General features: G+C 66.7%; 18 protein-coding genes. 7 read left to right on the forward strand and 11 right to left on the reverse strand.

Annotated elements, in window-relative coordinates; all coding sequences use genetic code 11:
* Nucleotides 1–297: 297 nt before the first annotated feature.
* Together ON20_RS21980 and ON20_RS35810 are read right to left on the reverse strand one after the other, a co-directional pair.
* Nucleotides 298–903, reverse strand: coding sequence for a recombinase family protein (locus ON20_RS21980; RefSeq protein WP_051163063.1), 606 nt, complete (start codon nt 901–903; stop codon nt 298–300).
* A gap of 177 nt (nt 904–1,080) precedes the next feature.
* The gene (locus ON20_RS35810; protein WP_040838198.1) at nt 1,081–1,908 is read right to left on the reverse strand and encodes a helix-turn-helix domain-containing protein; all 828 of its coding nucleotides are present in this window, start codon (nt 1,906–1,908) and stop codon (nt 1,081–1,083) included.
* Nucleotides 1,909–2,019: 111 nt separating this feature from the next.
* Here ON20_RS35810 and ON20_RS35815 point away from each other — a divergent pair, with 111 nt between their 5' ends.
* Nucleotides 2,020–2,733 carry an SDR family oxidoreductase gene (locus ON20_RS35815; protein WP_040838201.1) on the forward strand — a complete coding sequence of 238 codons (714 nt, stop codon included), beginning with the start codon at nt 2,020–2,022 and terminating at the stop codon, nt 2,731–2,733.
* Nucleotides 2,734–2,806: 73 nt separating this feature from the next.
* Here ON20_RS35815 and ON20_RS21995 read toward each other — a convergent pair whose 3' ends face one another.
* The 4 genes from ON20_RS21995 to ON20_RS22010 form a co-directional block, all read right to left on the reverse strand.
* The gene (locus ON20_RS21995; RefSeq protein ID WP_245547387.1) at nt 2,807–5,728 is read right to left on the reverse strand and encodes a Tn3 family transposase; all 2,922 of its coding nucleotides are present in this window, start codon (nt 5,726–5,728) and stop codon (nt 2,807–2,809) included.
* Between the two features lie 111 nt (nt 5,729–5,839).
* Nucleotides 5,840–6,373, reverse strand: coding sequence for a hypothetical protein (locus ON20_RS22000; RefSeq protein WP_040838205.1), 534 nt, complete (start codon nt 6,371–6,373; stop codon nt 5,840–5,842).
* Complete coding sequence (locus ON20_RS22005; RefSeq protein ID WP_040838206.1) at nt 6,370–6,612, reverse strand: hypothetical protein; 243 nt, start codon at nt 6,610–6,612, stop codon at nt 6,370–6,372. The genes ON20_RS22000 and ON20_RS22005 overlap by 4 nt, the downstream gene beginning before the upstream one ends.
* Before the next feature lie 390 nt (nt 6,613–7,002).
* Nucleotides 7,003–7,560 (reverse strand): recombinase family protein, encoded by a 558-nt coding sequence (locus tag ON20_RS22010; RefSeq protein WP_040838208.1) that lies wholly within the window; start codon nt 7,558–7,560, stop codon nt 7,003–7,005.
* A gap of 309 nt (nt 7,561–7,869) precedes the next feature.
* Here ON20_RS22010 and ON20_RS22015 point away from each other — a divergent pair, with 309 nt between their 5' ends.
* The 4 genes from ON20_RS22015 (at nt 7,870) to ON20_RS22030 (ending at nt 10,771) form a co-directional block, all read left to right on the forward strand.
* Entirely contained in the window at nt 7,870–8,862 is a 993-nt protein-coding gene (locus tag ON20_RS22015) for an NADP-dependent oxidoreductase (RefSeq protein ID WP_218002586.1), read from the forward strand.
* Nucleotides 8,859–9,401: a TetR/AcrR family transcriptional regulator gene (locus ON20_RS22020; protein WP_040838210.1), complete on the forward strand. Its 543-nt coding sequence runs from the start codon at nt 8,859–8,861 to the stop codon at nt 9,399–9,401. Before ON20_RS22015 ends, ON20_RS22020 begins: the two co-directional genes overlap by 4 nt.
* A 332-nt stretch (nt 9,402–9,733) precedes the next feature.
* Nucleotides 9,734–10,171 carry a hypothetical protein gene (locus ON20_RS22025; protein WP_157228941.1) on the forward strand — a complete coding sequence of 146 codons (438 nt, stop codon included), beginning with the start codon at nt 9,734–9,736 and terminating at the stop codon, nt 10,169–10,171.
* On the forward strand, nt 10,172–10,771 hold the full coding sequence (locus tag ON20_RS22030; RefSeq protein ID WP_040838214.1) for a recombinase family protein: 600 nt from the start codon (nt 10,172–10,174) through the stop codon (nt 10,769–10,771). It abuts the gene before it with no gap.
* A gap of 162 nt (nt 10,772–10,933) precedes the next feature.
* Here the strand turns inward: ON20_RS22030 and ON20_RS22035 are convergent, their stop codons facing one another.
* Entirely contained in the window at nt 10,934–11,458 is a 525-nt protein-coding gene (locus tag ON20_RS22035; protein ID WP_083865134.1) for an undecaprenyl-diphosphate phosphatase, read from the reverse strand.
* Nucleotides 11,459–11,688: 230 nt separating this feature from the next.
* Here ON20_RS22035 and ON20_RS22040 point away from each other — a divergent pair, with 230 nt between their 5' ends.
* Together ON20_RS22040 and ON20_RS22045 are read left to right on the forward strand one after the other, a co-directional pair.
* A complete protein-coding gene (locus ON20_RS22040) occupies nt 11,689–12,576 on the forward strand; it encodes an SDR family NAD(P)-dependent oxidoreductase (RefSeq protein WP_040838216.1) in 888 nt (295 codons plus the stop codon).
* Between the two features lie 254 nt (nt 12,577–12,830).
* Entirely contained in the window at nt 12,831–13,100 is a 270-nt protein-coding gene (locus ON20_RS22045) for a hypothetical protein (protein ID WP_040838218.1), read from the forward strand.
* A 37-nt stretch (nt 13,101–13,137) separates the two neighbouring features.
* On the opposite strand, the gene ON20_RS22050 is transcribed toward ON20_RS22045, so the two are convergent.
* The 4 genes from ON20_RS22050 to prpD are packed head-to-tail and all read right to left on the reverse strand — an operon-like array spanning nt 13,138 to nt 17,707.
* Nucleotides 13,138–14,109, reverse strand: a complete 972-nt coding sequence (locus tag ON20_RS22050) for an ADP-ribosylglycohydrolase family protein (RefSeq protein ID WP_245547385.1) — start codon at nt 14,107–14,109, stop codon at nt 13,138–13,140.
* Between the two features lie 60 nt (nt 14,110–14,169).
* Entirely contained in the window at nt 14,170–15,294 is a 1,125-nt protein-coding gene (locus ON20_RS22055) for a bifunctional 2-methylcitrate synthase/citrate synthase (RefSeq protein ID WP_040838220.1), read from the reverse strand.
* Entirely contained in the window at nt 15,294–16,205 is a 912-nt protein-coding gene (gene prpB / locus ON20_RS22060) for a methylisocitrate lyase (protein ID WP_040838222.1), read from the reverse strand. The genes ON20_RS22055 and prpB overlap by 1 nt, the downstream gene beginning before the upstream one ends.
* Nucleotides 16,205–17,707 carry a 2-methylcitrate dehydratase PrpD gene (gene prpD, locus ON20_RS22065; protein ID WP_040838224.1) on the reverse strand — a complete coding sequence of 501 codons (1,503 nt, stop codon included), beginning with the start codon at nt 17,705–17,707 and terminating at the stop codon, nt 16,205–16,207. The genes prpB and prpD overlap by 1 nt, the downstream gene beginning before the upstream one ends.
* Between the last annotated feature and the right edge of the window lie 138 nt (nt 17,708–17,845).

Raw genomic sequence — 17,845 nt, forward strand, 5'->3', positions numbered from 1 at the left:
CGGTTGATGGACAACGAGCTACTGGCCGAAATCACCAGCGCGTTCGATGTGAGACGCCTGTTCATCAATCGTGTCTCCGAGCGTGGCCACTGATCCGTAGTTGGAGGGCGGCTCGGTGGTTGACCAAGTCCGCATGGTCTCGCCCTGGTTGGGGTGCCGGTAAGAATCGTGTCACCAGGTACATGCAACGGGGTTGTCCCTGGTCGGACGCTTGACGATCTCGAATGTCGTTGGTGGCGAGTATGGTCGGTGCTCCGGGTCCGATTCTCCGGAAGCCGGCCTCGTGTCCAAGCCAGCTCAGTCGCCGCCGGCAGCGCCGAGGTAGCGGTGCAGGGATGTCTTCGGGATTCCGGTTTTGGCAGTGATTTCGCCGAGGCTGCTGCCTTGGTCGCGCAGCAGGCGGGCGTAGTCGATTTTGTCGTCGGGCCAGGCGGTGGGTCGGCCGATGTGGCGGCCTTTGGCTTCGGCGACGGCGCGGGCGTGGCCGGCGCGTTCGGCGGTGAAGGTGCGTTCCATTTCGGCGAACAGCGCGAGCAGCAGGAACGCGATGCGGGCCATGCCTTCGTCGGCGGTGTTGATCGGGATCGGGTCGGCTAGGGTGCGCACGCCGATCCCTTTGTCGTTCAGGTCGTGAACGAGGTTCAGTACCTCGCGCAGGTTCCGGCCGAGGCGATCGAGGGTGTAGGCGACGATGGTGTCGCCTGGGCGCGCGTATTGGAGCAGTTTGGTCAGGCCGGGTCGGTCGACGGTGGCTCCGGTCTTCTTGTCGACGTAGATCCGTTCGTCGGGCAGTCCGGAGGCGGCGAGGGCGTCGAGTTGGCGTTCAAGGCTCTGTTTGGTGGTGGAGACTCGGGCGTAGCCGAGTTCGAGTCCGCCGGACGGATGCGCCGCCGTGCTTGCCATGCCCGAAATGTACCGGAATTCGACTCCGTACGGGCCTTTCGGAACGGATTCGGCGGAACGACTTCCGGAACGAATTTCGGCCCGGTCGTACCTGGTCGAGGTCGACGGGAGTCCCCACCGTTCGGTCGTTCCACTTCCAAGGATGTGGAACGGCCTCGGAGAGCGCCCTCGTTTCCGTTATGGGGCGCCGGCGTTTTGGGTGGTCATGGACAGCAGTGTCAGGGCGTCGTGTTCTGCTGTGCCTGGCGGGGCTTGGTAGAGCAGCATTCGTTGCTCGTCGCTGGTGTGGTGGAGTATTTCGTTGGCGAGGGTGACCTGACCGATGAACGGGTGCCGGAATGCCGTCTCACCGCCGCGCTTGACCCACACCTCGTGCCGCCGCCACAGAGCAGCGAATTCGCTGCTGGCCGCGGACAACTCATCGACGAGCTCGGCAACGGGTTGTGCGGAAGCGGGTTCGACCGAGCGCAGGTGTGCGACAGTGTTGCGGGCCACCCGGTCCCAGTCGGCGAACAGCATCTTGGCGGTGGGGTGCAGAAAAGTGTAGCGAATCGTGTTGCGGGCCGCTGCGGGCCAGTCGTCGAGGCCAGGCATAAGCGCGAAACCCTCCGGATTGGCCGCCAGCACATCGTTGACATCGTTGAGCACGTAGGCCGGGCTGGGCCGAACCGACTCCAGCAACAATTGCAAGCCGGGCCGGACCGGCCGGAGATCGGCGGGGCGCCGTCGCGGCGAGCGACCGGCGGTTCGGTCTGCGAGAGCGAGCAGGTGAGCGTGCTCGTCGGCGGTCAGTCGCAACGCCCTGGCCAACGCGCCGAGGACCGCGTCGCTGGGCGCGGTTTCCCGGCCTTGCTCGATTCGCGTGTAGTAGTCCACGCTGACCCCGGCAAGCGCAGCCAGCTCTTCACGACGCAGCCCAGGGGTCCGCCGATTGCCCGGTCCGACCGGCAAGCCCACCTCCGCGGGGCCGATCGACCCACGCCGGACCCGAAGGAACTCGGCCATTGCGTTCACAGATCGAGTGTGCCACTCACCCAGCCGCTGCTGCCTGGCCGTAGCACACCCAGGAACAGCGCGGCCTTCCCCGGCATCCGACAGCGGCGCAATCTCGCGGCTATGACTGAGACAATGATCATCGGTGGCGCTTCCGGGATGGGATTGGCCCTGGCTCGTGTCCTCGTCGCAGAGGGCGAAGATGTGACCATCGTCGGCCGATCCGCCGACCGGCTCGCCGCGGCGCGCGCCGGACTGGAGCACGCCGGAGACGGCGGGGTGCACACGAGACGAGCCGACATCAGTCGGGAGGAGGAGGTGGCCGAACTGTTCGTCGGCGACCGGCAGGTGGATCACGTGATTGTGACCGCGGCCGATGCCACCGGCGTGTACGGCCCGACAACCCAGGTCTCCACCGACACAGCCCGTTCGGTCCTGGACACCAAACTGCTGGGTGCATGGCTGGTCGGCAAGCACGCGACCGGGAAAGTGACTGGATCGCTCACCTTCACCTCGGGTATCAACGCGTATCGACCGAATGGATCGAACACGATCATGGCCGCGGCCAACGGTGCGCTGGCCTCTCTCGTGTACGGGCTGGCCATCGAAATGGCACCGGTGCGGGTGAACGTGATATCACCCGGCTGGGTGGACACCCCCATCTGGGACTCGCTCGGCATGGACAAGCAAGCGGCGTTCGCCGACCTGGCCCGCCGACTGCCTGCCCGCCGCATCGGCACTCCCGACGACATCGCCCAGGCATTTCTGGCCGTCATGCGCAACCCGTTCATCACCGCGACCTTGCTGCATGTGGACGGCGGTCACCGCCTCACCTGATCAGACCACAACCGAGCCCACCGCGTTCGACGCGGGCCTGGTCGACATCGAGCGGGCGATGGGCCTGGGCTGATCAGCCTGCGCCGCTGAGGGTGAGCCCGTTTGTCATGTTCAGCTTGACCTCCCCGTACGGCAGGATGTGCTCCCAGAACAGCGGTGTCAGGCCGCGGCGGTCGGCGTCGGTCGCGAGTATGTCAGCGCAGTCTGGGTCATCGAGCAGGTCTTGGATCATCAAAGTGTTGACATAGACAAGCGCGGCCTGGGTGATCTTCAGGCACAGCACGCTGAGTTCCTGTTCGTCGCGGCTGTTGCTGGCCATCTCGCCGGTCTTGCCGTAGAACAGCACCTTGTTGGCGCGGTTCCACGACTCGACCACGTTCAAGCCCGACTCGATCTCGCGTTGCAGCTCCCGGCTGCGCAGGTAGCGGCACAGGAAGATCGTCTTCTGCACCCGCCCCAGCTCGATCATCGCCTGATACGTGGGGTGATTGGCGTTGGCCTTCATGAACCGTCGCAGGATGGCCTCCGTCGAGGCGGTTCGGGTGCGGATCGCGGTGGCGTATTTGAGCATCTGGTCGTACTGCTGCGCGATCAGATCCCAACGAATCGGCCTTGTCAGCGCGGGTCCCAGGTCGGGCCACAGCCCCGTCTCGCCGGCGGCGGGCCGGTACAGCCTGCATTTGTTGATCCGCTTGATCCGGGGCAGCAGGTCGAACCCGAGCAGCCGGGTGATGCCGAACCCGATCTCGGACTGCCCGTGCGAGTCGACGTAGTTGCCTGCCACGTGCATCTCGGTGCCGTGGTGGATCGTGCCCTCCACCATCGCGTGGACCTCGCTGGCTGTGCAGTTGAGCAGCTGCGAGTGGACCACGACCGAGCCCTTCTCCACCGACCAGTAGATCAGCACCCCGCGCCCGCCGTAGCGGGAGTGCCACTCGGTGAACATGTTCTGGTCCCACGACCCGAAATGCGTCGAGTCGCTGGCCACTGCGGTGGAGCCCTCGCCCCACACGCTGGCCCGACGGACCCGGAAGGTGGCGTTGGCGATCTCGATGGCGATCTGCCGCGCCGCCTCCACGCTCAGGTAGCGACGCCGCACGTAGCGGATGTCGTCCTCGCTGTGGCCGTGCTCGCCGCCGGACACCGAACGGATGCCGGTGTTGGTGCCGTAGGCGTAGATCCCCAACAGCATCCGCTCGGCCAGCACCTCCTCAGGCAGGTGGCCCCGGTCGGCCACCGACGTGACCGCCCGCAGACATCCGGTGCGTAGCACCGCCTCCTTCAATACGTCGATCAACGGCACCACGCCCCACCGGGTGCGCACCGCCCTCTTCAGCTTCCGAAGGTTTCGGGGCTCCGCCGCTTTCGGGATCGGCGTCAATTTGATCGCCCCCGAACGGCGTTCGCGGATGTCGAGCCACGGGCAGTTGGGCAGCGCCTCATGCAGCGCGTCCAGATCGGCGCGCATCTCGGCTTGCAGATCGGCGATGAACTCCGTCGGGTCCAGCGGCTTGCGCAACGCCTCGTAATGCTCGGTGCGCCGGGCCTCGAAGTCGACCGGCAGATCCTCGGCCGGGTTACGCCACTTGTCCGCGCCGACCACCCATATCTCCTTGCACCGCAACTGATCCCGCAATGCCTGGAACGTGGCGACCTCGTACACCATCCGCACGACCCGGCGTTTGCCGTGCTTGTCAGGCTGATACGCCAACTCCTGCCAGTCCGCGTTCAAACCGCGGTGACTCGGCGGGTTCTCCTCGGGCGGGTAGTACCGCAGGTTCGCCGCACCGGCGTAGCGGGTCACCAGCTCCAGCGCGTCGAGCACCGGGCGGTGCGCGGTGTTGTTGGAGCGGAACCCCAACACGTCCAGCAGCTTGATCAGCCCGGCCCGGTAATGGCCGGTGTAGGAGCCCTTCAACGTCGCTTTCACCGTCCGCTGATACGTCGGCCCCGACGACTTGAACTCCGCCACCAGATCCCGCAGCGTCGACTGAGACGCCACCGGATACACCGCGTCACGCACCAGCTTCTCCCCGGAATCCACCGTGGCCTCGGCCAGCCGGAACAGCAGATTCTCCTTGCCGGTGACCCGCTCGAACTCCTTGATCAGCTGGTTGGTCACCCGCACCTCGGCGCGGGCGTTGATCCGATGCACCGTCGCGCACAACAAATCCACCAACGTGTCGGTCAACTCGCCATGGCGGCAGTGCAGCAGCGCCGCCAGCAGTGTGTGCGTCACCTCCGGGGCGTGGTCGCGCAGATGGCTCGGCGATTCCACCGCCGCCCGGCCGCGCCAGGCGGTCACGATCTTCGGCGCGATGCCGGCGAACACGTCGTCCGGCAACCCGACCGCGCGCACCGCCGCAAGCTTCTCGATCTCGGCCAGCATCGTGTTCAGGCTGACGTTGCCGGGATCGGACCGGATAGACGCCAGTACCTCGCCGGTGTCCGCGATCAGCGCCCGCATCCGCGCCTTGACCTGTTCGTCGATGCGGGAATCGACCAGCTTGAACAGCAACTCTTCGCCGCGATGCAGTGCCGAGGCCACCACCCGGTCGATGCGGCCGGAGGTCGGCGGCTCGATCTTCTCCACTCGGCACTGGGCCAGGAACTGCTCGCGCACCGCGTCGGCCGCGCGCTCCGACTGCGTGACATGCTCGATCAGCCAGTCGGTCAACGCCTCGGAGTCAGCCACCGAACACTCGCGAAAGCCCAGCTCCTTGCGGACCTGGGCACGGTGCGCCTTGCTGGTGCGCCCGTCGAACTCGTAGAACGCGATCTCCGTGCGAGCCACGGCAACTTGGCGGGCGACGTACTCGACCGCGTCATCGGGGATATCGGAGCGGGCGCGCGGGAACCGGCCGTGCTCGGTGTAGTACCGCAGCATCAAGGCAAACCCGAGTTTCGCCGCGCCTCGCTTGGTCTCGACCAACTTCAATTCGTCGCCCACCAGCGTCCAACGGTCGATCAACTCGTCCTGATCCAGCTCCCTCATCACGCGCGAAAGCTACACCGCGCCAACGCTCCGCAACCACGAATCGAGAGTCTTCATGTACCTGGTGACACGATTCTTACTGGCACCCCTGGTTCGCGGTACGCCGACGGGTTATCGCCGTTCACCTTGCTCGCCGGTCATCGAACCGGCGGCATGGTCACGGTGGCGCTCTTCGACGGCCCGGTGAGCGGATTCGCGGAGTAGCTCGACCTCCAGCTCGAAGAGCGTGAAGAGCAGGGGGATGGTGGGCCTGACCGGCGTCTGGGGTTTCTGTCCTTTCCGGCGCCGGTAGGCGAGCTGCTTGCACGCGGGATTGCAGTGCTCGGGGCGGCGGCCACGCGTACCGGGCCCTGGTTGTGGCAGGGGCCAGCCGCACGCCTTACATGACTTCGCCCGAGTCGGGGACGACTCGTCTGCAGCGAACATGCCGCGCAGTTCGGGCTGCCGTAGCGCCTTGAGCACGTAGCGCAACATAGATGTATCGACCTTTGATCGGTGGCTCTGCTCAGCGATTTCGAGCAGGCCGGGAAGGTCGTAGAAGAATCCGTGGAAGATGTCCGCGAAGAATTGGTCGGCTTTTTCCCAGGTGAGCTGGTGGGAGACGTGGTCGCCGACCGAGTCTCCTCGCCTGCGCCGCCGGGTCATCGGATCTCCTGGTTCGAGTTCTGCTGCGCTTCGGTCTTGCGCCGACCGCGGGCGCGGTGCGCGCGATTGGTGCGGCGTCCGAACGCGGCCGCGAAGGCCTCGAACACTCTGGGCACATCCTCCGGGCGGGCGCGGCGCAGGGCAGTGGTGGCCACGATGATGACCGCTACGGCGAGGACGAGCACCGGCAGCTGCACCCAGAACACCGTCCATCCGGTGGCGATAGTACTGACCGACATGAAGCCCCTTCCAGAAACGACAAAGGCCCCCGGCATGTCGCCGAGGGCCTGGTGAAACGAAAAAAGCCCCAACCGAAAGGGTTTGGGGCTCTCCTGGACACACGTGTGCCCGATGTGAGAAGAGAATAGGCGCGCCGAGCGCGTCATGTCAAAGCCGGGCATCCTTGCAGATAGCGAGGCATATTCGAGGACCGTAGCTACGCGAATGCGCTGCGCGAATTACGTAACGGCATGGAGCAGGAACCACCCAATCGGAGGGTTCTTGCGGCCTGCTACACACTCGACGGTCCCCTCGGCACCGGCTTCCAGCAGGATCGCGAGCTCACGCCGCGATCTCGAACACGGCCGGCTCCCGCAGATCCAGCGCAGCGGTGCGAGGCGAAACCGTATTCACCGCGGCGCAGGAGTGCGCAGGTAGTTGTAGACCGTTTGGCGGGTGACGCCGAACTCGGCGGCCAGCACCGACTTCGACTCTCCGGCCGCGGCGCGCTCACGCAGTTGGGTGATCTGCTCGGTGGTCAGCGCTGGCGCGCGGCCGGTGTAGGTGCCGCGGGCTTTCGCGGCGGCGATGCCTTCGCGTTGACGTTCCAGGATCAGGGCGCGTTCGAACTCGGCGAACGTGCCCATCACCGACAGCAGGAGGTTAGCCATGGGGGAGTCCTCGCCGGTGAAGGTCAGCGATTCCTTGACGAACACCACCTTCACGCCCTTGCCGGTCAGGATGCGGACGAGTCGGCGGAGGTCGTCGAGGTTGCGGGCGAGCCGGTCCATGGAGTGCACAATCACCTCGTCGCCCTCGCGGACGAACGCGAGCAGCTCGTCGAGTTTGGGCCGGCTGGTGTCTTTGCCGGAGGCCTTGTCGACGAAGGTCTTTTCGACGTCGATGCCGTCGAGCTGTCGGACGGTGTTCTGGTCGAGTGTGCTCACCCGGATATAGCCGACCCGCATCCCGAAATCCCTTCCCGCCGACGGATTGTCAATCTGGACTCTATAAACCCAGTGGACAACTGTCAATCAAACGGATAGGGGATTCTATTTTTACGCGTTTCGTCTCGCCGGGTGTTGTCTATTTGGGGTGTACTCCAGATGGACACGCATCCCGAATCGATTCCCATTTGCCCCCAAACGATTCCGCGAGACGGGCAGGGCACGCCGGACACGGTCGTCTCGGAGGCTGCTTGACCGATCGGTCAGGGTGCTACACAATGAGACTCCTGACCGATCGGTCAGGACGTGAGTAGGAAGGTTGTGGTTGGCATGACGACGATGCGGGCCGTGGTGGTATTCACCTCGGGCGGTCCCGAGGTGGTGCGGGTGGAAGAGATCGACCGGCCGACCCCGGGAAGCGGCGAGGTGTTGCTCGAGGTGCATGCGGCCGGGGTGAATCCCGCAGACCTGCGCGGCCGGAGCGGGTTCGCGGACCTGCCGCCGCAGTACCGGCCTCCGATTGCGCGCCCGTCAGTTCCCGGCGCGGACGTCTCCGGTCAAGTCGTTGCTGTAGGCGCGGATGTTGCCGAGTTGTCTGTGGGGGACCAGGTCTATGGTCTTGTGCGCTTCCCGCCGTTCGACGGTCGCGGCCCCGGCCGCACACACGCGGAGTATGTGAACGTGCCGGTCGCCGACCTGGCGCCGAAACCGCACCGGCTCAGCCACATCGAGGCGGCGGCCGTGCCGATGGCGGCGCTGACCGCCTGGCAGCAGATCCACCGGCACGGCGCGGTTGCGCCGGGAGAGCGTGTGCTTGTCGTCGGCGCTGCGGGCGGGGTCGGTCATTTCGCAGTGCAGCTGGCGCGGCTGCACGGTGCCGAGGTTGTCGCAGTCGCGTCGGGTCGACACGAAAAGTTCCTGCGCGAGTTAGGGATCGAGACTTTCGTCGACTACACCGCCGGAGACCCGATCGGGGCCGTCGGCACGGTGGATGTCGTGATCGACTGTGTCGGCAGCGTCGGGGGAGTCGATTCCGCACGCTGGCTGTCGGTCATCGTCGACGGTGGCCGTCTGGTTCCCATCACCCTGGGGTTCTATCCGCCCGAAGAGCTTTCGCGGCGCGGTATCGCGCGAGTCGGCGGACAGGTGCAGTCCAGCGGGGCGGACCTGCGCGAACTGAACAAACTGTTCGACGCCGGCACGCTCACGGTCGCCATCGACAGCGTCTACCCGCTGGAGGACGCCCGCAGTGCGCACGAGCGCGCAGAACGCGGGCACGCCCAGGGCAAGATCGTCCTGGCAATGCCGGCGAGCACCCGGTGACCGCAGGCCGGCGTGACGAGATCCTGGCCGCAGCTCGGGAACTGTTCCTGCGCAAGGGATACGCCGCGACCTCGATCGCCGACATCGCTGCGGCGGTGGGCATCAGCAAGGCGGCGGTCTTCTACCACTTCAAGACGAAGGAGAGCATCACCGCCGAACTGCTGGAATCGCCGTTCACGGCCGTAGCCCGGCTGATCGAGCGAGCCGAGTCGCAGCGGCTGAGCCCAGCGCAGATCCTCGCCGACTACATCGACGGCGCGGCCGAAACCGGCGCCTTGTTCGTCGCATTCGCGACCGACCCTTCGGTGGTCGACCTCATCCCGCAACACGCCGCCGATGCCGCGTGCCGGCGGATCATCGATCTGCTCGCCGGCCCGACCGCAACGCCCGCCGACCGTGTTCGCGCCCGGGCCGCCTTCGCCGTCGCTCAGACCGTCATACCCACACTGCAGGAGAACGCGGGCCTACTCGACGACGCGGCCCGGCGGGAGATCCGCGCCGCCGCGCTGCGGGCCCTCGGCACTGGATCAGGCTCCTGACACAACCCACTCACCGTTCGTGCAGGCGACTTCCGACATCTGTGCACACAACTTCAGACATCGACATCGGGCTGACCGAAGTTCGCAGGTCGAAATGTCTCAGAAGTCAAGCTCAAAACTCAGTCGCATAATCTTGCTACGATGTAAAATAATGAGACAGAGTGAGGAGAGTGAGGCGGCGATATGCGGTACACCTGTTCGACGCGAACCGGCGAAGCGGTGCCCGACCATGTGCGCGACGGCGTCCGTGCGGCCGGATGGCCCGGCGTCGTGCTGCCCAGAACCAGGGTCAGTGACTCGGGGTGTATCCGGTCGTCACCGTTGATCCGTGCGTGTGGGACGAGCGCGTAAGCAAAGGGCAGGGGCCGGAGCTCGACCGCTCCACCCTCACCCTCTGGGAGGCGTGGACCGAGGACCTCGGCGCACCACCGCCCCGGTCGGCGGTGGCGATTGTCGGCTTCGTGTCGCCCGCCACCACGCCCTCGGCGGCGTCGGATGCCCTCGACGCCCTGGCCGGCTACGGTGCCGGGCTCTGGGTGGCCACCGGCTCCCGGCAACCGACGACGCTGACGCTCACCGCATTCGACCTCGCCGATACCTGGGTCGTGCACGCGCAACCCGGCCGGACCAGCGTGCTGGTACGCGGTCGCCGCGGGCCGATCGGTACCGCCCGCCGCACGACGGCGGTACGGCACAAGGAAGAGCTGTTGTTCGCGCGCGCACTGGGCAGCGGGTACGCCCCGACTCCCACCGGGCAGAAAGGCGCATAGATGGATCTCGGCTATGCCCGTGTCTCCACCACCCACCAGGACCTCGAGCGACAGTTGGTTGCCCTCGGCGAGTACGGGATTCCCTCGGAGCGGATCTACGCCGATCGCAAGACCGGCGCCACCATCGACCGGCCGCGGTTCGCCGAGATGCTGGACTACGCCCGGCCCGGGGACACGATCGTAACGCTGACTCTTGACCGGCTCGGGCGCAACCTGCGCGAATGCCTCAACGTCGTGCACGAACTGCGCGAGCGGGGCATCGGAATCAAGACCTTGCGTGACCCGATCCCGATCGACACCACCGATACCTCACCCATGGCCGAGCTCGCCGTGGCGCTGCTGGCCCTGTTCGCGCACATGGAACGGGTTTTTATGCGGGAGCGGGCCGCGCACGCGCATGAAGTCGCCGCCGCGCACGGCAAGCAACCCGGGCGGCCGCGCAAGCTCACCGCGGCCCAGCTCACCGCGGCCGCTGCGGCGCTGGACGCCGGCCAACCGGTCGATGAGGTGGCCGAGGCGTTCGGGGTGTCACGCGCGACCCTCTACCGCTACCGCGCCCAGGGCGACGACACGAACACGGCAGAGACACAGAACGGGTAGGTCGTGAGGTTTTTCCTGGGCAGCCACCAACCGAACTGGCTGGGCAAGGTCACGGGGTTCCGGTAGTAATCGCCGAAATGCCGAACTTCGTTGGATTTTCGGCGATTACTACCGGAACCCCCAACGGTCGGTCGGATTGGCGCGGCGGGTTCGTGACCGTGGTTATCGCCCCCCCCGGTAGGAGTGGCGCAGGGCGAACCGCCGTCCGTAGTCCGCCAATGACGGCTCGTTGCGCCGACGCAGCCCCTCGCCGACCATCAGCACGATGCCGTTGAGGGTCAGGAAGGACGCCGCGTAGATGGGCGCGCCGAACAGTTCGTGCAGGGTATCGAAGAGCAGTGGCCCGAACACCGCGACCGGGAGTGAGGCGACCACGATCAGCCAGGCGAGCCGTTTGGGAACGGTGTCGAGGCGCCCGGTGCTCAGCGTGGAGACGAAACCGGTTACGATCGCGTACCAGTCACGGTGGTAGTGGCCGAGCAGTGCCACCGCCGTCGCTACGTGCAAAGCGACCACGAACGCCAGATACGGGCTGTCCGTGGCGGATTCCTCCGGGTCCAGCAGCGTACTCCAGTTACCTCCGAGCCAACCGGCGATGAGCACGGAGTGGCCCAGGCTCGAGATGGGAAATAGTTCGGTGACACCCTGCACCGCGCCGATCACGGTCGCTTGAAAATAGGTGAGCATCGCGCCGATTCTCGCATGCGCCTCCCGCACTCGCGCTGGGGTGCCGAGGGCGTCCACAGCGACGGATCACCGATTCCGGTGAGATCTGGTCTTCCTCCGCATCGTGCGTGACAAGGGGTGTATGACCGGGCTCTCGAACACCGAGTCGTCGACAGCGAAACGCGTTCCAGGGCAGACAGCTACGGAGAGCCTGCCCCGGACCACTGACCGGATGCAGAAAGGAACCCACTATGGCTCTCACCCCCTTCGGTTTCGACGGCGCCCACGCGGTGCTGACCGGTGCCGCGAGCGGCATGGGCGAGCAGATGGCCTACCAGCTCGCCGAGCGTGGTACCCACCTGGTGCTCATCGACCGTGACGCCGCCCGGCTCGAAGCGGTGGCGAGGAGAGTCCGCGAGCGCCGGCCCGCTCTCGCGGTACACACCGAGGTCGCCGACCTGGCGGATGTCTCGCTCATTCCGGCGCTGATCGACCGGATACTCGCCGTCTCGCCGTCGCCGGCCCTGTTGATCAACAATGCCGGCGTCGCGCTGGGTGGTCGTTTCTCCGATGTCACGGCCGAAGAGTTCGACTGGGTGATGGCGGTCAACTTCAGGGCGCCGGTCGCCCTGTGCCGGGGACTGCTGCCGGAGCTGCGGCAGTCGCCCGGCAGCCATATCGTCAACGTGTCCAGCGTCTACGGCCTCATCGGCGTGGCGGGGCAGTCGGCCTACTCGGCCAGTAGGTACGCATTGCGCGGCTTCAGCGAGGTGCTGCGTCAGGAGCTCGCGCCCGAGGGGATCGGTGTGACCGTCGTGCACCCGGGCGGTGTCCGCACCCGCATCGCCGAAACGGCCCGGGTGGCGGCCGGCATCTCGGCCGAGGAGGAGAAGGCGGGCAAGGAGGCGTTCGAGAAGCTGCTGACCTACCCGGCCGACAAGGCGGCCACCGCGATCCTCGAAGGCGTCCGCAAGCGCAGGCCCCGGGTTCTCATCGCCGCCTCGGCCGTCGTGCCGGACCTCGTCGTCCGACTTCTGCCGGCCCGCTATCCGCGGGTGCTACGGCTCCTGCAGGGCCGCTCCCGTCGTCATGCGGTTCCCGCGTCGGACTCGACCCTCGGGGGTTCGGCCGGGCACTGAGGGACGCGGCGGCGACCGACGGTCGACGGCGGAATGCCGTATGCGCACTTCGCGAGCCGAGGCGTCCCACCACCGCCGGGCGGCGCGGGACAGCCCCGACTGTTCGGCGAAGCCGACCATCCCCTTCACCCTGCCGTACGACCTGTCCGACCAGTTCGTATGGAACGGCGTGACGATCACCGGAGTGCCGAACTTCGCGATCTGCATTGGTTACACCAACGCCTCATCGGCTGGTCTGCAAGGTCCTGTCCTGGATGGAGCGCCGCGGCCACACCGCGGTGCAGCCGCACCCCGACACCGACCTCGCCGCGCGACCGCTGCTGGACCTGGCCTCCGGATACATCCAGCGCTCCATCGGCGCCTTCCCGCAGCAGTGCGAGCGCGCGCCCTGGCGGATACGGCAGAACTACATGCTCGACTCGTTGACCACCCTGCGCGCCGATCCGGACCGGACGCTGGTCGGCACTCGCGGATGCGGCGAACGGGTCGGCGGCGGCGAGGAACCGGCCGAAGCGGCCATATGACACGCCGACCCGCACCGACCCGACCGGTTGGTCACCCTCATGACGCGCCGGACAACCACCTTCGAATACGGCCGAATCCGGAATTCTTGTGCCGTGGTGTTCGGCGGACCCGGTCGAACCAGTCGGGCAACGGTTCTCGCGCGGCAAGCCACATCTGCGGCACCCCGGCGACCGGATCGGGGTGGCCGCCGGTGTAGGCGGCGACGATCCCGCCGACAATGGCGCTGGTGGTGTCGATATCTCCGTCTGCCGCGATACACGTGGCGATCGCGGTCGGATAGTCGTCCAGATATGTTGCCGCGACCCACATCGTGAACGGCACCGTGTTCTGCGCGGTCACCAGAGACCCGTTACCGAGTTCGTTCGCGGCCTCCTCGACGGGGGCTCCGAGCAGGTCACGGGCACGGCGGATCTGTCGGCTCGTATCACCGTCGTCGAGGCGGTCGAGGACAGCGGTGATGAATTCCTTTGGCGCGGGCCGTGTCCCGGTCAGTCGGGCATGCGCGGCCCGACCGGCCGCGAGCGCCACCGCGACCGCGCCGATGACCCCTTCGGGATGCAGATGCGTCACCTGGGCCGAGCGAACCGCTTCGGTGGCGGCTTTTTCCGGGTCGCCGGCGTAGAAGGCACCCAGCGGGGCGACCCGCATGGCCGCGCCGTTGCCACAGGAACCCTGGCGATCGAACGCGGCCCCGGCAGCCTCCCGCCAGTGCACACCGTCCCGGATTCGACGCAACGTGGCCACCGTCGCGAAGCCGTAGTCTCGGTGCGGCTCGAACCGTTTGGCGAAAGCGGCGGCGAGCCGATCCTGGTCGATTCCACCGTGCCGGTGGAGTTCGGCGACCACGACGCAGGCCATTTCGGTGTCATCGGTCCATCCCCATGGCCCGGCCGGGAGGTCGCCTGCCCGAAGGTCGGGAATCGACCGGCCCATGACGGGGAATTCCGCACCCAGCGCGTCCCCCACCGACAGCCCCTCCAGTGAATCGAGCATCAAGTCGACGTGCACCGCGCCGATGGTAGCCGTGCCGAAACGGCGGCACCAACGGACCGGTCACCGGTCGGGGCGTCAGACCACAACCGGACGCTGTGGCACGCCGACATATTCGCTCAGCGGGCGGATCAGCGCGTTGGATTCACCCTGTTCGACGATATGGGCGGTCCAACCGGTGATACGGCTCATGACGAAGATCGGGGTGAACGCCTCGATGTCGAAACCCAGCAGGTAGTAGGCGGGACCGGTGGGAAAGTCGAGGTTGGGCTCGATACCGGTGACCTCGGCCATGGTGCGTTCCAGGATGTCGTACATCCGCACCCACTTCTGTCCGTCGGTAGCGGCGGCGATATCCAGAAAAGCCTTCTTCATGGTCGGAACCCGAGAATCACCGTTCTTGTAGACCCGGTGGCCGAAGCCCATGATCTTTTCCTTCCTGGCCAGTTTGTCGCGCATCCACCGCTCGGCCCGGGCCGGGTCACCGACCTCGAGCATGTCGTGCATGACCGCCTCGTTCGCGCCACCGTGCAGTGGGCCCTTGAGCGCGCCGACGGCTGCGGTGACGGCGCTGTAGATGTCCGACAGCGTGGAGGCGACCACCCGGGCGGCGAAGGTGGAGGCGTTGAAGCTGTGCTCGGCGTAGAGGATCAGCGACACCTCGAACGCCTTCACCAGCTCCGGCGACGGAATGGTGCCGAAGCACATGTTCAAGAAGTTCTGCGCGTATCCCAGATGCGAATGCGGCGCGATAGGGTCGAGGCCGTGCCGGCGACGGTGGTCGGCGGCCACGATGGTGGGCAGGACCGCCAGCATGCGCAACGCCTTGGCCCGGTTGGCCTTCGGTGAGTTGTCGTCCTCGGCCGGGTCCTCGGCACCGAGGTAGCTGATCGCGGTGCGCACCACGTCCATCGGGTGGCAGTTCTCGGGCAGTTTCGCCACCAGCGCCAATAGCGACCGGTCGGCCCGCCGGAGGGCGCGTTCCTGTTGGCAGAAGCGTTCCAGTTCGGCGTCGCCGGGTAGCTCGCCGTACCAGAGCAGGTAGGAGACCTGTTCGAAGGTGCAGTGCGCGGCCAGAGCTTGGACGGGGTACCCGCGGTAGGTGAGCGAGTTGGTTTCGGGCACCACCTTCGAGATCGCGGTGGTGTCGACGACGACGCCTGCCAGACCCTTGTAGATGGTCGGTGTCGCGGTCTCCGTCATCACTGGTTCCTTCCCGGAGTGAAATTGAAGATGTCGGAATCGAATTCGTTGTATCGCTCGTACCGCAGCAGCTCGTAGAGGCGGCTGCGGTGCTGCATGCGATCCAGCAGCCCGGATTGGGTGCCGTGCTCGAAGATCTCGCGCAGACCCGATTCCGCGGCGAACATCGCCAAGCGCAGCGTGGAGACCGGGTAGATGACCGCGTTGTAGCCGATGGATTCCAGCGTGGACGCCGGGATCAGCTCCGACTTACCGAACTCGGTCATATTGGCCAGCAACGGAACCGCAGTCGCCGCCCGGAACTTCTCGAAATCGGGCGGCGTGTGCAGGGCCTCGGTGAAGATCAGGTCCGCGCCCGCGTCGACGTAGGCCTTCGCCCGCGCGATCGCGGCGTCGAGGCCTTCGATCCCGGCGGCATCGGTGCGCGCGCAGATCACGAAATTCGGGTCGCGCCGCGCCGAGACGGCCGCGCGCAGCCGGCGCACCATCTCGTCGGTGGGTACCACGGCCTTACCGTCCAGGTGCCCGCACCGCTTCGGGTTCACCTGGTCCTCCAGGTGGCAGCCCGCGATACCCGCGTCCTCGAGTATCGAGACCGTACGCGCCGCGCTCATCGGCTCACCGAAACCGGTGTCGGCATCGATGAGCGCCGGCAGATCGGTGACCCGTGCGATCTGCTGCCCGCGGCTCGCGACTTCGGTCAGCGTGGTGAGGCCGATATCGGGCAGGCCCAGGTCGGCGGAGAGCACGGCGCCGGAGACGTAGACGCCCTCGAACCCGATCTCCTGGATCAGCTCCGCCACCAACGGGTTGAAGGCCCCGGGGAACCGCTGGATACGACCGGATCTTAGGCCGGCGCGGAAGGCGGCACGCTTATCGGCCGCCGAGGCGGCGGCGAGTAGCCCGGCCATCAGAACAGGCCTTTCGGCAGCTTCGGCGCCCGTGCGAGCACCTCGTCGGAGACGGGGAAGCTCAGCTGCGACAGCTCGTCGGACGACAGGTCGGCCGTGCGCTGCGCGGCCTCGAGGAATCGGTCCTGCTCGGCGGGATCGACAACCCCCTCGGCCAGGGTGCGGAACTTAGCGATGTACTGCTCCCGACCGAAGGGACGCGCACCCAGCGGGTGCGCGTCGGCGACCGCGAGTTCATCGACGATCACCTCGCCGCTTTTCAGGGTGATCTCGGCGCGCGCGCCGAACGCCTTCTCGTCCAGGTCGGCGGAGTGGTATCGGCGGGTCCACTCCGGGTCCTCGGTGGTGGAGATCTTGTGCCACAGCTCCACCGTGTCCGGACGCCGGGCCCGCTCCGGCGCGTAGGAACGCTCGTGGTGCCAGACGCCGTCCTGCAGGGCGACGGCGAAGATGTACATGACCGAGTGGTCCAGCGTCTCGCGCGAGGCCGTGGGATCGAACTTCTGCGGATCGTTGGACCCGGTACCGATCACCACGTGCGTGTGGTGGCTGGTGTACAGCACGATCGAGGCGATCTGCTCCAGATCCCCGATACGCTCGTGCATGCGACGGGCCAGATCGATCGGAGCCTGACTCTGGTATTCGGCCGAGTGTTCCTTTGTGTAGGAGTCCAGGATCGCCCGCTTCGGCTCGCCCGGACCGGGCAACGGCACCGAGTACTCCGTGTCGGGGCCGCCGAGCAGCCGGGCGATGACGCCGTCCTCACCTTCCCAGATCGGCGCGGGGGCGCCCTCGCCACGCAGCGCGCGGTCCACCGCCTCGACCGCCATCTTCCCGGCGAAGGCCGGCGCGTAGGCCTTCCAGCTGGAGATCTCGCCCTTGCGCGACTGCCGGGTCGCGGTGGTGGTGTGCAGCGCCTGGCCGATGGCCTGGTAGACGGTCTCGGCGTCGAGGCCGAGCAGGGTGCCGATACCGGCGGCGGCCGAGGGACCGAGGTGGGCGACGTGGTCGACCTTGTGCTCGTGCAGGCAGATCGCGCGCACCAGATCGATCTGGATCTCGTAGCCGGTGGCCAGACCCCGAATCAGCTCACGTCCGCTGCGACCGGTGTGCTGGGCCACCGCCAGTATCGCCGGGATGTTGTCGCCCGGATGCGAGTACTCCGCCGCCAGGAAGGTGTCGTGGAAGTCCAGTTCGCGTACCGCGACCCCGTTGGCCCACGCCGCCCACTCCGGGGAGAACCTGCCGGCCACGCCGAAGACTGTCGCACCCGGCCGGTACGGATGGGCCAGCGCCTGGGCGCGGGCATTGGCGACGGGGCGACGGGTCAGCGACGCCGCGGCGACGGCCGCGTTGTCGATGATCCGGTTGACTACCATCTCCTCGGTTTCCGGGACAACCTCGACCGGGTCGGTCGCCACCTCCGCGATCCGCCACGCCAGATGATGCTCGCGAGGGAAATGCTCCGCCGAACGATGGGTTCGGACGAGATGATTCTTCACGTTCTGGTCCTCCGACAGTCGATTCGAATTTCGCTCTATTCGCACATTAATTGCGATGTGAACCAGCCGGAATACCTCGCAATTGTCTAATTCTGTGGAAGCCGATCGATAAAATTGTGAAAGTTGCGGAAATAGCGC

Origin of the sequence: Nocardia brevicatena NBRC 12119 (assembly GCF_000308495.1) — a bacterium.
Taxonomy (GTDB): Bacteria; Actinomycetota; Actinomycetes; order Mycobacteriales; family Mycobacteriaceae; genus Nocardia; species Nocardia brevicatena.

Bases quoted from the DNA above. Each gene is read 5' to 3' on its own strand.
- ON20_RS21980 (WP_051163063.1), bottom strand. From the start codon at position 903: ATGGCAAGCACGGCGGCGCATCCGTCCGGCGGACTCGAACTCGGCTAC.
- ON20_RS35810 (WP_040838198.1), bottom strand. From the start codon at position 1,908: ATGGCCGAGTTCCTTCGGGTCCGGCGTGGGTCGATCGGCCCCGCGGAG.
- ON20_RS35815 (WP_040838201.1), top strand. From the start codon at position 2,020: ATGACTGAGACAATGATCATCGGTGGCGCTTCCGGGATGGGATTGGCC.
- ON20_RS21995 (WP_245547387.1), bottom strand. From the start codon at position 5,728: ATGAGGGAGCTGGATCAGGACGAGTTGATCGACCGTTGGACGCTGGTG.
- ON20_RS22000 (WP_040838205.1), bottom strand. From the start codon at position 6,373: ATGACCCGGCGGCGCAGGCGAGGAGACTCGGTCGGCGACCACGTCTCC.
- ON20_RS22005 (WP_040838206.1), bottom strand. From the start codon at position 6,612: ATGTCGGTCAGTACTATCGCCACCGGATGGACGGTGTTCTGGGTGCAG.
- ON20_RS22010 (WP_040838208.1), bottom strand. From the start codon at position 7,560: ATGCGGGTCGGCTATATCCGGGTGAGCACACTCGACCAGAACACCGTC.
- ON20_RS22015 (WP_218002586.1), top strand. From the start codon at position 7,870: ATGACGACGATGCGGGCCGTGGTGGTATTCACCTCGGGCGGTCCCGAG.
- ON20_RS22030 (WP_040838214.1), top strand. From the start codon at position 10,172: ATGGATCTCGGCTATGCCCGTGTCTCCACCACCCACCAGGACCTCGAG.
- ON20_RS22035 (WP_083865134.1), bottom strand. From the start codon at position 11,458: ATGCTCACCTATTTTCAAGCGACCGTGATCGGCGCGGTGCAGGGTGTC.
- ON20_RS22040 (WP_040838216.1), top strand. From the start codon at position 11,689: ATGGCTCTCACCCCCTTCGGTTTCGACGGCGCCCACGCGGTGCTGACC.
- ON20_RS22045 (WP_040838218.1), top strand. From the start codon at position 12,831: ATGGAGCGCCGCGGCCACACCGCGGTGCAGCCGCACCCCGACACCGAC.
- ON20_RS22055 (WP_040838220.1), bottom strand. From the start codon at position 15,294: ATGACGGAGACCGCGACACCGACCATCTACAAGGGTCTGGCAGGCGTC.
- prpB (WP_040838222.1), bottom strand. From the start codon at position 16,205: ATGGCCGGGCTACTCGCCGCCGCCTCGGCGGCCGATAAGCGTGCCGCC.